Below are 14,624 nucleotides of genomic sequence, written 5' to 3'. Positions count from 1 at the left end.
AACCCCACCGCACTCAGGCTCTGATCTCGTTCAAGTAGTTGTAGATCGTGTAACGGGTCACGTCCAGGTGGGTGGCCAGGTGGTCGACCGCGTCCTTGATGAGGAAGAACCCCGCCTCGTCGAGTTCGCGCACGACGGCGGCCTTGTGGCGCTTCTTCATGAGGTCCACGGGGATGCCGGCCTTGCCGATGGCGCGTTCGACCAGGAAGTGCTGCAGGCTGTCGACGTCGGGTGGGAACGTCTCGGGCCGCGCGGCGGCCGTGTCGGAGGACGGCGACGTTTCGCTGTTCACGCACAGGCAGCCGACCGCCACGCCGGCGGCGTCGCGGAGGAAGAGGGTGGACGAGCGGATCGCGCGGCCGTCCGGGCCGTGGGTGCGGTAGTTGGTCAGGTCCTGCGTGGTGCCGCGGCGGACGAGGCCCAGCAGGAGGTCGGTCATGGGCCCGCCCACGGTGCGGCCGGTGACGTCGCCCGCGATGGCGACGATGGAGTCCGGCAGGCGGGACAGGTCGTGGAGCAGGACCTCGTTGCCGGGGCCCAGCATGGCGGCCAGCCCGTCGACGGCGGGGATCAGGGCAGTGAGCAACGCGTGCGTCGCGCCGCCCGAGACCACAGACGGAAAGGTCACCGTGGTGCGCGGGTGCAGGAGACTGTCCACAGCGGACCGGACGGCCTCCGCGGCGGAGACCGGCGTTGAAGCGTGCGGGGAAAGGCGGACGTGTTCCGGCCGCACCGTCGCCGCGATGCCGGCCGCCGACAGAGCCGCGCCCACCTGTTCCGCCGGGTGGCCGGGCAGCTCGAACGCCAGGATCCCCGCCCGACGGTCCACAGCGGACACGATCGTCGCGCCGAGCGACAGCAGCACTTCCTCCAGCGCGTCCACGCGTTCGCCGATCCGGCCGGCGATCGCTCCGACACCGGCTTCCTCCACCAGCTCCAGGGCCGCCGCGAAGGCGCCGGACGTGATGGGGCTGAGGTTGGAGATCGACCAGCCGGCGGCGGTCGTGTCGGCGGGGTGGATCTCGTCGTCGAACAGGCCGGGGTCGCGCGCGCCCGTCCAGCCGGACAGGATCGGGTCCATGCGCTCCAGCGCGCGGTCGGACAGCACCGCGAAGCCCGTGCCCCAGCCGGCCCGCAGCCACTTCTGGCCGCCGACCACGAGCACGTCCGCGACCTCCCACGGCGCCTCGATCACACCGAAGCCCTGGATCCCGTCGACGACCAGCAGCCGGTCGCCCACCACCTCGCGCAGCGCGGCGAGGTCGGCGCGGTAGCCGGTGCGGAAGTCGACGGCACTCACCGACACCACCGTCGTCTCAGGCGTCAAGGCCTCGGCCACCCGCGAGGGAGTCACAAAACCCGCAGGCAGCCGACGCAGGTGCACGCGCCCAGCCTGCGAAGCCCGCGCCCACGGATACGTGTTCGCCGGGAACTCACCCGCCGAGACCAGCACCTCGCCGCGGGAGTTGAACGCCGCCTGGAACAACCCGAGGCTGGTGTGCGGCAGCAGCACGGTGTGGTCGGTGTCGCTGCCGCACAGCCGCGCCGCGGCCGCCTTCGCGCGCGTCTCCTGGCGCATCAGCTCGTCCACAGTGGACGGTCCGGCCTTCGTCGCCGCTTCCAGCAGGTTCGCCGTGGTGTCGAGCACCGCGTGCGACGGCGGCCCGAACCGGGCGAAGTCGAGGTAGCCGGCGGGCTCGTCGAACTGCAGCAGGTACCGGGGCGAGATCCGCGTCACGAGAGGACCCGCGCGAGGAACTGGCGGGTGCGTTCGTGCTCCGGGTTCTTCAGCACAGTCTCGGGCGGGCCCGTCTCGACCACCGCGCCGTCGGCGAGGAACACCACCTCGTCGGCCGCCTCGGCGGCGAAGGCCATCTCGTGCGTCACGACCACCATCGTCATCCCCTCCCGCGCCAACGTACCCATCACCGCCAGCACCTCCCCCACCAGCTCCGGGTCGAGCGCCGACGTCGGCTCGTCGAACAACATCAGCTTCGGCTTCATCGCCAACGAACGCGCGATCGCCACGCGCTGCTGCTGCCCGCCGGAAAGCTGCGCCGGGTACGCGTCCGCGCGGTGGGCCAGCCCCACGCGGTCCAGCAGTTCGAGCGCTTCCGCGCGGGCCTGCGACGGGTTCGTCCCGAGCACGCGCACGGGCCCCTCGACCACGTTCTCCAGCGCCGTCCGGTGCCCGAACAGGTTGAACCGCTGGAACACCATGCCGATGTCGCGACGCTGGCGAGCGACGTCCTTTTCGCGCAGTTCGTACAGCTTCCCGCCGCGCAGCTTGAAGCCGATCGGCTCGCCGTCGACCCAGACCTGCCCGGCGTCGATGGTCTCGAGGTGGTTGAGGCACCGCAGAAAAGTGCTCTTGCCCGCCCCCGACGGCCCGAGCAAGCACACCACCTGACCTCGGTGCACCTCCAGGTCGATGCCCTTGAGCACCTCGGTGTTCCCGTAGCTCTTGCGCACGCCGACCGCACGCAGCAGTGGCCCTGAAGGTTCAGACACGGGCACTCCTCACCAACGGCATCCCCCGCAACGCCTTCCCCACCCTCGCCGCGGGCCCGCGATCGGCCGCGCCGAACGAGCGTTCCAGGTAGTGCTGCCCGACGCCGGCCACGGTCACCACGACCATGTACCAGATCGCGGCGGCGATGAGCGTTTCCATGACCAGCAGGTTGTTGGACGAGATGTTGTTGGCCGCGTGGATCAGCTCCGTCACGCCGATCACCGACGCCATCGACGTGCCCTTGAGCATGTTGATGAAGTCGTTGCCGGTCGGCGGGATGATCACGCGCATGGCCTGCGGCAGCACCACGCGCCGCAGGGTCGCGCCCGGTGTCATGCCGATGGACTTCGCGGCCTCGGTCTGCCCGACGTCCACACTGGTCAGCCCCGCGCGCACGATCTCGGCCATGTAGGCGCTCTCGTTCAACGCCAGGCCGAGCAGAGCCGCGGTGAACGCGCTGATCAGCACGTTCGTCTGCTCGTGGACGAGGTAACCGCCGAAGGGCAGCGGGATCGAGATCGTCGGGAAGATCAGCGCGAGGTTGTACCAGATCAGGATCTGCAGCAGCACCGGAAGCCCGCGGAACAGCCAGATGTACGCGGCCGCGAACCACTTCGCCACCGGGTTGGCGCTGCGGCGCAACAGGGCGATCAGGATGCCGAGCACGATGGCCACGGCCTGCGAGATCACCGCGAGCACCACGGTGTTGAGCAGCCCGACGGCCATCACCCGGTAGAACACGAAGTCGGGCACCGAGCCCCACTCGATCTGGGCCTGCGCGAGCGCGAACCCGAGCAGCACGAGCAGGGCGACGATGACCACCGCGCTGACCCAGCGGCCCCAGTGCTTCAGCCGGACGATCGGCAGCGGTTCAGCTCCCGCCATTGACGGCCGCCTCCTTGACCGCGCCCTGCTCCACGCCCCAGGCCTGCAGGATCTTGCCGTACGTGCCGTCGGCGACGAGCTCCTGCAGCGCCTGCTTCACGGCGTCGCGCAGCTTCGTGTTGGTCTTGGTGAAGCCGATGCCGTATGGCCCGCCCTCGATCGGCGCGCCGGGCACGACCTCGAAGAACTTGCCGTCGCCCGCGGTGCGCGAGATGTAGACGGCGCTGGGCAGGTCGTTGAGGATCGCGGCGACGCGGCCGGTGCGCAGCTGGTTCTGGTTCTGCGTGTCGGAGTCGGTGGCCGTGACGGTGATCGCCGGCTTGCCCGCCTGCGTGCACTTCGTGCTCTGCGCGGCGGCGAACTTCTGGTGGCTCGTGCCCTGCACCACGGCGACGTTCTTGCCGCACAACGTGTCCGGGCCCGTGATGCCGTCGGGGTTGCCCTTGCGGACCATGATCGTGATGCCGGAGGAGAAGTAGTCGACGAAGTCGATCTGCTGCTGGCGTTCCTTGGTGTCGTTCATCGCGGCCATGGTCAGGTCCACGCGGCCGGACTGCAGGCTCGTGATCAGCGAGCCGAAGGCCATGTCCTGGTAGGACACCGTGACGCCGAGCTTCGCGCCGATCGCCTTCGCCAGGTCCACCTCGTAGCCGATCGGCGTCTTGCCGTCGCTCGAGTAGAAGTTGTTGGGCGCCGACTGGATGTTCGACGCGAGGTGCAGCGCCTTGGCCTGCGCGACGGCGGGCGGCAGGGCGGCGGTGAGCTGCGCGTCCGGCTTCACGGCCGCGATGAGCGCGGTGTTGTCCGGGATGGGCGAGGCTCCCCCGCCGGCCGGCTGCTGCGTGCCGCCGGCGCCGTCGGGACCACCTCCGCAGGCCGCGGTGACGAGGGCGAGCGCACCGGTCAGCAGGGCGGCCTGCCAGGCGCGGGTACGGGACGGCGACGGCATCGGGGACCTCCAGGGCATCGTGATGGCCGGAACGGTACAACTGGTTGTTGAAGAGGTCAACAGGCAGTTGAAGTTCGCTGGTCCGCTAAGGTTCGATCATGCGCATCGGAGTGCTCGGAGCCGCGGGCATCGTCCCGGAAGCCCTGCTCAAGCCGGCCCGGGAGAACCCGGACGTCGACATCGCGGCCATCGCGGCGCGCGACATCTCGCGCGCCCACGAGTTCGCCACGAAGCACCGCATCCCCGAGGTGCACGCGAGCTACGAAGAGCTGCTCGCCGACCCGTCGATCGACGCCGTGTACAACCCGACGCCCAACGGTCTCCACGGCCGCTGGACCCTCGCCGCCCTGGCCGCCGGCAAGCACGTGCTGTGCGAGAAACCCTTCACCGCCAACGCTTCCGAGGCCCGCCTCGTCGCCGACGCGGCCGAAGCGGCCGGGCTCGTGGTGATGGAGGCCTTCCACTACCGCTACCACCCGTTCACGCGGCGCATGGAGGAACTGCTGGCGTCCGGCGAGCTGGGCGAGGTGCAGCACATCGAGACCGCGGTGTGCTTCCCGCTGCCGCGCTTCAAGGACATCCGCTACAACCTGTCCCTCGCGGGCGGCGCGACCATGGACGCGGGCTGCTACGCCGTCCACATGGCGCGCGTTCTGGGCGGCGCGACCCCGACGGTTGTCGACGCCCGCGCCAAGCTGCGTTCCCCGGAAATCGACCGCGCCATGACCGCGTCCCTGCGCTTCCCCTCCGGCGCGACGGCCCGGGTGCGCGCTTCACTCTGGTCGTCGGACGTCCTGCGCATCAGCGCCCGCGTGGTCTGCAGCGGCGGTGAGCTGCGGGCGATCAACCCGCTGTCACCGCAGTTCTGGCACCGCCTGTCCGTCCGGCGCGGCGATTCCCGCTCAGTGGAACGCTTCTCCCACCGGCCTTCGTACGCCTACCAACTGGAAGCCTTCGCGGACGCGGTGTTGCGCGACGTGCCAGTGCCGACGTCGCCCGCCGACGCCGTCGAAACCATGACCGTCGTCGACGCGATCTACGAAGCCGCCGGCCTGCGCCCGCGCGTCCCCACGTCCTGACGCACCTTCATCAACGCGAACCCCAGCAGGTTGAGCCCCCGCCACGCGCGGGGCTCGCCCACCCGCTTGTCGTCCGGCGCCAGCCCGATCCCCCACACCCGATCCACCGGGCTCGCCTCGACCAGCACGCGCTCCCCCGTGTTCGCCAGGAACTCGGCCAGCCCGGCGTTCTGCCCGAACTTCGCCGCGTTCCCTTCCACGACGATGTCGAACCGGTTGGCGTTCCACAGTTCGTCGTTGAAGCCTCTTACTTCGCGGCCCAGCGCCTTCGCCGCCCCCGGATGCCGCGCCTGGTGAATCCGCTCCGCCGCGGCTTCGTCTCCGAACAGGATCGCCTTCCGCCACATCATGTAGTGCTCGGCGGTCGCGAACATCCGCCCGCCCACCTCGAACCCCGCCGGCCACCACTGACTCAGGCAGCCCGCCCCGATCCGCCCACCGGGCTCGGGCCGGTGCCCCCAGAACGGTAAGTACTTGAAACGCCGCCCCCGGTCCAAGGCACGACAGAGCTCATCGAACGTCCGCGGCTGTGGTCCCATACGGACAGTGTGAACGAGTGCGGGGAGTTTTGCCCGGGGTTTTCGCAGGTTGGCGCACTGGAGGCGGGGCGGTTGGGGGATCGGGGGCGGCTGGATGGGGGATGGAGGGTTGTCGGTGAGCGGGATTTGGGTGGGGGTTGTTGGTGGGGTTCGGTGGCTGTGGGGTTGCCGGGCGCGTGCTTGATTCGGTGTGGCGCTCGCAGTTCGGGCCCATCGTGACGATGCGACTCGGCTTGCTCCGGCGGCGACGTTTGGCTCATGGCAGCAGCGCGATTTGACCTATCCCTGTTTCGCGAAGCGGCCGAGCCCGGCAACTCAAGGCCACCCAATCTCGCCTCGCGAAGAGAACAACCACGCCACCCAGCCAAGCCTGGCGGAGCGAGACAGCCCGACAACACGACGCCGCCCAGCCTCGCCTCGCCTCGCCTCGCGAAGCAAGACACCTCACATCGCGTCTCGGCTTGCCTCGACAACGCGCGTTGGCTCACTCCCACACGAAACCCGACCCACTCCGACCGCCCGATCGAGCCACCAACAACACAACGCCGCCCAGCCCCGCCTCGCGAAGCAACCCACCCCACAACCCACCGCCACGGGGCCTCCGAAACAGAACCCTCCTCCCCACTCCCCCTTGGTTCCCCACCACACAAGCCACACCTTCCCCCACAACAAAACGCAACGGGCCCTCCCAACTGCGGAAGACCTCCCACCCCCTCCCCTTCCCCACCCGGCTCCCCGGCAAGAAGCCTCAGCGCGGTTCGGGGCTGGTTGTCAAGGTACTCTTTCCAGCCTTGACAACCAGCCCCGAACCGTAGCCATAATTGTCGGCTTCGGGGAGCTCTCGCCAAGTGCTTTTGTCTTTTCGCCGTTAGGCGAATCTTGGACCCACAAGAGAAAAGAGCCGCCTAACGGCGGAAAAGATATGCACATATCACCACCCCGATTTTTCTATCGTTCTACGGTGCTCACTTTGTGTCAAGGCTGGAAAGAGTACCTTGACACAAAGCGACCACCGTAGAGAAGGTAAAGAATCGGGGGGCCGCCGGGGGAAAGGATGTTGAAGGAGTTTTCGCTGCCGTTTGGGTGGGGTGTTGCCGATGCAACGGCGTCCGCGCGGCCGAGCAGATGGCTGGGACCGTCAGCCTTCAGCCTCGTCCTCGAACCAGTCGCCGATGTTCTTCCAGGCGAACTCCAGCAGCCAAGACTCGTCACCGGCAAGCCACCCGCCACCAGCAATGATGACCTTGTCGCGGGAAACAGTCAGCGTCTGATAATGGCGGGAAGGGGAACCGTCGCGGTATTCAACTTGGTAAGTCCCATTGGGTCTGTACCAGACTTGCCAATAGGTGTTCTCGACACCACCATCAAGAATCAAGTGGCCGCCGCGCGGCAAGACCTCCATGACGGCGGCGACGTTGTCCCCGGTCGGGTTCTCCACGTTGAGGCCCGTGGATGTCTGCATCGTGACCAAGGTGATCACCTCTCCGGTAGGCGAGCCGAAGGATATCGTCACGACGAGCGTTGACTGCGTCACGACAACCACAACCCAACCCCCACCCGGCCGAGGCTGCCTCGCCAGCTAGCGTGGCCCGTATGGAGATCGACCTCAGCACCCGCGGCGAAGAGTTCCGGGCTTTCTGGACCGAGCGGAGGCTCGCCTCCCTCACGACAGTCCGGCCGGATGGCACGCCGCACGTCGTGGCTGTGGGGGTCACCGTCGACTTCGAGGCCGGTGTGGCCAGGGTCATCACGTTTTCCGACTCCCACAAGGCGCGCCTGGCCGAGGCGGCGGGTGAAGGCGGCGTGGCGGCGGCGGTCTGTCAGCTCGACGGGCCCGTGTGGTCCACGCTGGAAGGGCGAATGGTCCTCCGCGACGACCCGGAGGCCGTCAAGGACGCGGAGGATCGGTACGCCGCGCGGTACCGGCAGCCGAAGCCCAACCCCAAGCGGGTTGTGTTGGAGATCCGGATCAGGCGGGTCATCGGCAACGCCTAGGCACGGGCGTGCACCAGCCAGGTGTACTCCGCGATCAGGGCGGCAAGATCCGTGTCCTCGCCGGCGGCGGCCAACTGCTGGTGCCCGACGAGCATTGCCAGGCCGAGGGCGGTGAGGGTGCGGGCGAGGGCGGCGTCCCCCACCAGGCCCTTCACGGCGCGCCCCACGGTTCGGAGGCGGGCGTCGTCCACGCGTTTCTGGGCGGCTCGCACGGCTTCGTCGTTCGCGGCCCAGGCGCGGATCGCCGCTTCGGCCTTGTGGTGCAGGCCGAGGGTGAGCTCCATCAACGCCGCGAAATCGGCGGCGGGGCCGGACTGGCCGAACGAGCCCGAGGCAAGGATCAAAACCTGCCGGTTCTCCCAAAAGCCCAACAAGTCCTCGACGAAAGCCGACCAGCCGCCGAAGTGGTGGTAAAAGGAGCCGCTGGTCACGCCCAAATCGCGGCACAGACGGCCGACGTTCAGGCCGGCGAAACCGTCGCCGGCCAACACCGCCAAAGCCGACTCGAAGTACTGTTCCCGGGTCACCGCGGCCATCAGACGTTGCGGTCCCGATCCCGCCAATAAGGCTCGCGCAGAGAACGCTTCAGGATTTTCCCCGTGGCGTTGCGGGGCAATGCTTCGAGGACGTCGACGCTGCTCGGGCACTTGAAGTGGGCCAGGCGCTCGCGGCAGAACTCCAGCAGCTTGTTCACGTCGAGGACCTCGCCCGGCACCGGCGCGATCACGGCCTTCACCTGCTCGCCCCACCGATCGTCCGGCACGCCGATCACGGCGACCTCCGCGACGCCGGGGAACTCGGCCACCACGCGTTCCACCTCGGGCGAATAGACGTTCTCACCGCCGGTGATGATCATGTCCTTCACGCGGTCTTCCAGAAACACGAACCCGCCGTCGTCGACGCGGCCGACGTCGCCCGTGCGCACCCAGCCGTCGACGATCGTCTCGGCGGAGGCCTCGGGTTTGCCCAGGTAGCCGGACATCCGCTGGTCCGTGCGGATCCACACCTCGCCCGAGTCGGCGTCCTCCAGGGTCGCCGGGTCGACGATCCGCACCTCGACGCCGGGCACGGGGGTGCCGGCCGAAGCCAGACGCTCGGGGCGGGACGCGTCGCGGTGGGCGGCGCCGTCGAGCGTGGTGACGGCGCCGGAAAGCTCCGTCATGCCGTACACCTGCACGAACTCCATGTCCGGCCACGCGGCCAGCGCCGTGCGCAGCAGCGGAAGCGGCATCGGGGAAGCGCCGTAGCCGAGGTACTTCAGGCGCGAGAAGCCGGCGATCGCCTGCTCGCCCGCCTGCACGATCGCGCCGACCACCGCCGGCACGAGGAACGCGTGCGTCGCCCCCGCGGCCAGGGCGCCGAACAACGACGGGGCGTCCGGCTCGCGGGTCATGATCGTCGGCAGGCCGGTGAGGAAACCCAGGATGGCGTAACAGGTTCCGCCGACGTGGAACAGCGGCATGGCCACGAGGTTCTTGTCGCCGTCCGCCATGGGGAACGCCGTGCCCACCGCGATGCCGTGCGTCAGCACGCTGCGGTGAGTCAGCACGGCACCCTTCGGAAAGCCCGTGGTGCCACTGGTGTACATCACGAGCACACCGTCGTCCTCGGCGACCGGCGGCAAGTCCACAGAGGACGCATCACCGGCCGAGACAAGCGCCTCGAACGCGTCGGATTCCCCGCCCACGACAACGAACCGCCGCAGAGCCGGCAGCCGGTCGCGGATTCCCTCCAGAACGGGCAGCAGCTCCGCCCCGACGAAAACGATCTCCGCACCGGAATCCGCGAGAATGTAAGCCAGTTCGTCCGGCGAGAGCCGCCAGTTCGCGATCGCGTTGGCCGCCCCCAGGGCCGCCACGGCGAAGGACACCTCGAGGCACGCCGGGTGGTTCTTGTCCACGAACGCCACCCGGTCGCCGCGCCCGACGCCTTCGGCCGCCAGAGCCGCGGACAGCCGCCGCACGCGGTCGTCGAACTGGGCCCAGGTCCGCGTGACGCCGCCGAAGGTCACCGCCGGCTCGTCGCCCCGCTCGCGCGCCCAGTGTTCGAGAACGTCTCCCAGCAGGCGGAAGTCGGGACGGTCGTCGACAGCCACGTGTGGCTCCCTTCGCAGGCACCAGCGCCATAGAGTGCTCTATGGTGCGACGCCGAAACCCCGGCCGTCAACACCCCGGCCAGGGGAAACCCGCTCAGGCGAACAGCGCCAGCACCCCTTCGGCGCTGCGCACCACCACGTGCGCAGCCGCGCGCTCGGCCGGCGGGCGGTCCTGCCGTTCGGCCTCGTGCCGCCACCGCAGCACGGCGTCGGCGCCGGCGGCGTAGACCTCCCGGGGATCGGACTCGAAGTCGAGGCCCAGCCGTTCCTCCGGCGTGGTCCCCTGCGCCCCCAGCAGCCGCACGGCCTCGTCCGCCGGTTCGCCGGACAGCGCGGTCCGGCCGCCGCGGATGTCGGCGATCAGGCGCAGCTCCGTGAAGTCGTGGGCGGTCGCCGCGAAGCGCTCCACCCGCGCCTCCAGCCGGTCGCTGCCCGGCCGCGGTTCGTTCTGCAGCACGGCTTCCAGCCGCACCACCGCCGTCCGCGCCTTCAACGCTTCCGCGCGCGCCGCGAAGCACCCCGCGACGGTGTCCCGCAGCTCGCCCAGACCACTGCGCCGCACGAGCTCCGTGGACAGCTTCACGCGGCTGTCGCTGCCCGTGCGGATCAACGTCAGCGCCAGCTTCACCCCGAACAACCCGAACCGCGAAACCAGCGACCGCCGCGTGTCCACCGAAACGGGACCGGGGAACGCGGGATCGGTGAACGCGTCCACCGACAGCAGGTAGCGCTCCAGCTCCTCGCGCGGCACGGCGGCGAACGCGGCCAACAGCTCGAACTCGTCGTCGGTGAACGCCCGGGCGCCGTACGCGAGCTGCGCGGCCACCGCGATCACGCCCTGCGCCCCGCTGCACAACGGGTCCTCGCGCCACGCCCGGCGGGCCAGCTGCTTGGCCGTGAGCAGCGCGTCGATGCGGCCCGCGCCCGTCTCGTCGGCGCGCGCGAGCACCAGGACCGTGTCGACGGCCGTCTGCCGCGCGAACGCCGAGCGCGCGGCCGGGTGCGCGCTCGCCAGCTCGTCGGGCTCGAGGTGGCGCAGCAGCCGCACGGTCGCGTCGGTCAGCACCGCGGCGGACGGGTCGTCGACGAGCGTCAGGTCGCGCAACGACCGCGTCTCGCCGAGCGCCGCCGCGAGCGTCGACTTGCCCGTGCCCGGCGCGCCGGTGATGCCGACGCGCAGCGGTTCGTCGAGGTGGTTCAGAGCTTCGTGCAGCGACGCGGCCGCGCGCGGGCTGTCGCGGTACAGACCGCAGGCTTCGGCCAGCAGGCCGCGGACGTCCTCGGTCACGCCGGCAGCTCCCTCGGTGCTCGGCCGGCGAGCACACCCAGCTCGCCGGCGCGCTGGTGCAGACCGGCGAGGCGCTCGATCTCGCGGCGCAGCTTGACCATCCGCCGTTCCCGCTCGGCCGAGCCGGCGATGATCGTCTCGCGTTCGCGCGCGAGCTGGTCGGCCAGCTCCTCGGCCAGCGCGGTGAAGTGGTCGCGCAGTTTCCGCTGCACGCCGCGGATCGCGTCTCGGCATTCCTTGGAGAACCGCAGGAAGACGTCGTCGACGTGGCGCTGCGCGGTCATCTTCGCCACGGCCTGGCGGCGCTGCAGCCGCATGCCGCCCTCGTCGCTGATCGTCTTCGCCGCGAAGGCCGCGCCCGCACCGAGCGAGACGGGGTTGATCAGCGGCAGACCCGCGAGGCTCGTGACGAGGCCGAACATCAGCACACCGCCGTAGGACCCGCGCAGACCCGTGAACAGCTTCTGCCCGATCTTGAACCCCTCGATGCGCGGCTGGCGGACGTCGGCGATCAGCTCGGCGCCCGACTCCCCGAGCCGCAGGTCGTGCAGGTCGTACTGCGCCCCGAACGCCGCGGCGACGGCCTGCGCGATCCACTCCGCGCGATCGGCGGTGAAGTTGTAGTTCGTCTCCACGGCCTCGGCGAGCGTCTTGTCGAGCCACGGCCCGAACTCGTCCCACACCTTCACCGGGTCACCCTTGTCGAAGGTCTCGTCGATGGTCTCGACGATCTTGCGGGTGCGCTCGCGCAGGTCGTACTCGGCGTCGGACTGCAGGTCGGCGATCTCGTCGGCGAGCAGGTTCTGCCAGCGGGTGTTGCGCTTGCGCAGCTCGTCGGCCTTGCGCTGCGCGCGGTGCAGCAGGGTCGTCTGGTCCACGCCCGCGTCCTGCCCGGCGAGCTCCGCGCGGGCCCGCAGCGTCTCCACGAGCTCCGCGGCCGCCGCGCGCACGCTCAGGGCGGCCAGCACGGCGCTCGTGTGCTCCGGCGGCCGCGCGGCCTGCTCCGCGATCCACGCGAGCAGCGCGGGGAAGCCGGAGCGAGTGTTGAGGTCCTGGTCCCCTGCCTTCGCCGCGGCCATGCGCACGGTGGCCGACACAGGCAGCACGGGCGAGTCGATGCCGGCGCCGGCCAGCAGCGCGCGGTCGCGTTCGGCGACGGCGCGCCAGCTCGGGCTGGCGTCGATCTTCGTCAGGGCGAGCACGACGTGGGGGCACCACGTGCGGACGTGGTGGGCGAGCGCGACTTCCGCTTCGCCGAGCGGAGTGGTGGCATCGGAGACGAGCACAACAGCGTCGGCATCGGCCAGCACGTCGAGGGCGGCGGCGGTGCGCGGCGAACGCGGGTCGCCGATCGCGGGGGTGTCGACGAGCACGAGGCCCCCCGAAAGCAGTTCCCGCGGCACGCCGACCTCCACGCGGCGCAGCGAGCCAGGGGGGCGCGCGCCGACTTCACCGGTGAGGCGTTCGACCGGCACGGGCACACGCTCGTCGGCGCGGCCGACGAGCGTGGCGGTGGGCTGGGCGGAGTAGCCGATCTCCACCGGCACGGCGGGAGTCGCGGCGTCGCCAACGCTGCAGACGGGTGCGTTGAGCACGGCGTTGACCAGGTAGCCCTTGCCCTGCTTGGGAAAACCCAGCACGGCGATGCGGGTGACGCCCGGCGGACGGTCGCGGCGCCGGCGCAGGCGCTGCACCAGGTCTTCGCGGCCGTGGGACCGGCAGGCGTCCAAGGTCTCGTCGAGCACTTCGAGCCAAGCGGGAGCGGTCACGTCGAAGGAGTGTCCCCCGTGCACGAGGAGTGAGCGAACCGGGTGGTGGCTCCGCGGTCGCACCCAGACCGCGGAGCCACTCCGTCAAAGCCGGTGAATCACAGGTGCAGGTCGAGCCCGGCGCCGCCGTGGCTGGTCTCCGCACCGGCCTGGAGGTCGAGGCCCAGCGTGTGCTGGCCCAGGTCCGTGACGGTCGAGACGGTGTCGTGCACCGCGCCGAGGCCGGCGTCGGTGCCCGTGTGCGCGTCGGTGCCCGCGTGCGCGTCGGTGCCCGTGTGCGCGTCGGCGCGCTCGCCGCCCAGGTCCGGAACGACCGAGTGCGTGAGCCCCTGAACCTCGTTGGTCACGCCGCCCACGGCGTGGTCCAGGCCGCCGAGGCCGTTGGTGAGGTTGCCCACCTGGTCGGTGACGGAGCCCGCGAGGTCGCTGACGTGACCCTCGACGCCGGTGGCGGACTGGGCGAGGTTGCTCGTGAGGCCACCCACGGGGGCCATGGCGCCACCGGCGACCGGCAGGTCGCTCGCGTGCAGCGGCGCGGAGCCGTCGACCGCACCGGTGACCTGGCCGGCGACGTCCTGGACCTGCGCGACGGCGCCGCTGACAGCGCCGGCGTCGAGGCCGCCCGAGAGGTCGTTGACCAGACCGAAGGCGCTGGTCGGGTCCTGCGCGAGGGCGGTGACGCCCGCGGCGGTGTTCTGCAGGTCGGTCACGCCGGACAGCGCGCCGACGGCGGGCAGCTCGCCCACGACGGGGAGGTCGCCCACGGCGGGCAGCTCGCCGACGGCCGGCAGCGCCGGCAGACCCGGGACGGCGGGCAGCGCCGGGACCGAGAGGCCGTCGACGCCGGGCAGGCCCAGCGACGCGGTCAGCGCCTGCAGCTGCTCGATGGCGCCCTGGGGGCCGTCGGCGAGGACGCCGGTGAGGTCGCCCGCCTGCGGGAGGTTGCCGAGCGAGCCCAGGTCGTCGACCGGGATGTAGTCGAGCACCAGCGGCATGACCTCGTGCACGTCGGCGGCGCTGATGTCGCCGAGACCGGCGGCCTGCAGCGCGGCTTGCGGGTCCTGCGCGAAGGCGGCCAGCGACATCGGGTCGCTGAGCAGGTTGAGCGTGAAGTCGTGCAGGGTCTGCACCGGGTCCATGTGGGGATCTCCAGAGGTGTTGATTACGGGGGATTGGCCCGGCCGTCCCCGGCCAGGTTGCCGATGAAGGTAGAGACGGGACTCCCGGCCCACATCGGGGTTCACTCCCAGTTGTCGCGCGTTGCGCCGTTAGGGGGTCGGCGGCTCCCCGTTAGGGAGCGGGGGTGACCCGTCGACCCGTCAGTGGGGTTAAAACCGACATTCGCCCGGCGATCGTGACCCGAACGCGTGAGGATGTTCGGGGGCTCCGGGGTTCGGTCGGGAACCGCTCCGGAACGCCCCCTCGAAACCGGCTCCACCCCTGTTCACGTCGGCGTTCACTAACAGTCGCAGCTCACTCAGCCGTTAGGGGGTCGATATGAGATCGTTAGGGA

At 70.4% G+C, this 14,624-nt stretch carries 13 protein-coding genes; 2 read left to right on the top strand and 11 right to left on the bottom strand.

All coding sequences use genetic code 11. The annotated features are described in order from the left end of the window. Positions 1-13: 13 nt before the first annotated feature. The 4 genes from ACQPXB_RS08845 to ACQPXB_RS08830 are packed head-to-tail and all read right to left on the bottom strand — an operon-like array spanning position 14 to position 4,346. Entirely contained in the window at positions 14-1,738 is a 1,725-nt protein-coding gene (locus tag ACQPXB_RS08845) for an aminotransferase class V-fold PLP-dependent enzyme (protein WP_432850761.1), read from the bottom strand. Then, positions 1,735-2,511 (bottom strand): amino acid ABC transporter ATP-binding protein, encoded by a 777-nt coding sequence (locus ACQPXB_RS08840; protein ID WP_366579040.1) that lies wholly within the window; start codon positions 2,509-2,511, stop codon positions 1,735-1,737. The genes ACQPXB_RS08845 and ACQPXB_RS08840 overlap by 4 nt, the downstream gene beginning before the upstream one ends. Then, positions 2,504-3,397, bottom strand: coding sequence for an amino acid ABC transporter permease (locus ACQPXB_RS08835; RefSeq protein WP_366579038.1), 894 nt, complete (start codon positions 3,395-3,397; stop codon positions 2,504-2,506). Before ACQPXB_RS08835 ends, ACQPXB_RS08840 begins: the two co-directional genes overlap by 8 nt. Further along, the gene (locus ACQPXB_RS08830) at positions 3,384-4,346 is read right to left on the bottom strand and encodes an ABC transporter substrate-binding protein (protein WP_432850758.1); all 963 of its coding nucleotides are present in this window, start codon (positions 4,344-4,346) and stop codon (positions 3,384-3,386) included. The genes ACQPXB_RS08835 and ACQPXB_RS08830 overlap by 14 nt, the downstream gene beginning before the upstream one ends. A gap of 98 nt (positions 4,347-4,444) precedes the next feature. Here ACQPXB_RS08830 and ACQPXB_RS08825 point away from each other — a divergent pair, with 98 nt between their 5' ends. After that, complete coding sequence (locus tag ACQPXB_RS08825) at positions 4,445-5,425, top strand: Gfo/Idh/MocA family protein (protein WP_366579035.1); 981 nt, start codon at positions 4,445-4,447, stop codon at positions 5,423-5,425. On the opposite strand, the gene ACQPXB_RS08820 is transcribed toward ACQPXB_RS08825, so the two are convergent. Then, the gene (locus tag ACQPXB_RS08820; RefSeq protein ID WP_366579034.1) at positions 5,383-5,964 is read right to left on the bottom strand and encodes an NADAR family protein; all 582 of its coding nucleotides are present in this window, start codon (positions 5,962-5,964) and stop codon (positions 5,383-5,385) included. The genes ACQPXB_RS08825 and ACQPXB_RS08820 overlap by 43 nt on opposite strands. 1,138 nt (positions 5,965-7,102) lie before the next feature. Further along, the gene (locus ACQPXB_RS08815) at positions 7,103-7,507 is read right to left on the bottom strand and encodes a hypothetical protein (protein WP_432850756.1); all 405 of its coding nucleotides are present in this window, start codon (positions 7,505-7,507) and stop codon (positions 7,103-7,105) included. A 50-nt stretch (positions 7,508-7,557) separates the two neighbouring features. On the opposite strand from ACQPXB_RS08815, the gene ACQPXB_RS08810 reads away from it, so the two are divergent. Beyond that, the gene (locus ACQPXB_RS08810) at positions 7,558-7,959 is read left to right on the top strand and encodes a TIGR03618 family F420-dependent PPOX class oxidoreductase (protein WP_366579031.1); all 402 of its coding nucleotides are present in this window, start codon (positions 7,558-7,560) and stop codon (positions 7,957-7,959) included. On the opposite strand, the gene ACQPXB_RS08805 is transcribed toward ACQPXB_RS08810, so the two are convergent. The 5 genes from ACQPXB_RS08805 to ACQPXB_RS08785 form a co-directional block, all read right to left on the bottom strand. Then, positions 7,956-8,495, bottom strand: a complete 540-nt coding sequence (locus ACQPXB_RS08805) for a TetR/AcrR family transcriptional regulator (protein WP_366579029.1) — start codon at positions 8,493-8,495, stop codon at positions 7,956-7,958. The genes ACQPXB_RS08810 and ACQPXB_RS08805 overlap by 4 nt on opposite strands. Next, positions 8,495-10,054, bottom strand: a complete 1,560-nt coding sequence (locus tag ACQPXB_RS08800; protein ID WP_432850753.1) for a long-chain-fatty-acid--CoA ligase — start codon at positions 10,052-10,054, stop codon at positions 8,495-8,497. The genes ACQPXB_RS08805 and ACQPXB_RS08800 overlap by 1 nt, the downstream gene beginning before the upstream one ends. A gap of 94 nt (positions 10,055-10,148) precedes the next feature. Beyond that, positions 10,149-11,342, bottom strand: coding sequence for a GTPase (locus ACQPXB_RS08795; protein ID WP_366579026.1), 1,194 nt, complete (start codon positions 11,340-11,342; stop codon positions 10,149-10,151). Further along, positions 11,339-13,111, bottom strand: a complete 1,773-nt coding sequence (locus ACQPXB_RS08790) for an isoniazid inducible protein IniA (RefSeq protein WP_366579025.1) — start codon at positions 13,109-13,111, stop codon at positions 11,339-11,341. Before ACQPXB_RS08790 ends, ACQPXB_RS08795 begins: the two co-directional genes overlap by 4 nt. A 98-nt stretch (positions 13,112-13,209) precedes the next feature. Further along, positions 13,210-14,250: an IniB N-terminal domain-containing protein gene (locus tag ACQPXB_RS08785; RefSeq protein WP_432850751.1), complete on the bottom strand. Its 1,041-nt coding sequence runs from the start codon at positions 14,248-14,250 to the stop codon at positions 13,210-13,212. Positions 14,251-14,624: the final 374 nt, after the last annotated feature.

The sequence above is a fragment of the Amycolatopsis sp. CA-161197 genome (assembly GCF_050942255.1).
Taxonomy (GTDB): Bacteria; Actinomycetota; Actinomycetes; order Mycobacteriales; family Pseudonocardiaceae; genus Amycolatopsis.
Note: the sequence above shows the minus strand (reverse complement) of the source record. Positions and strands in the feature narration are given on the sequence as shown.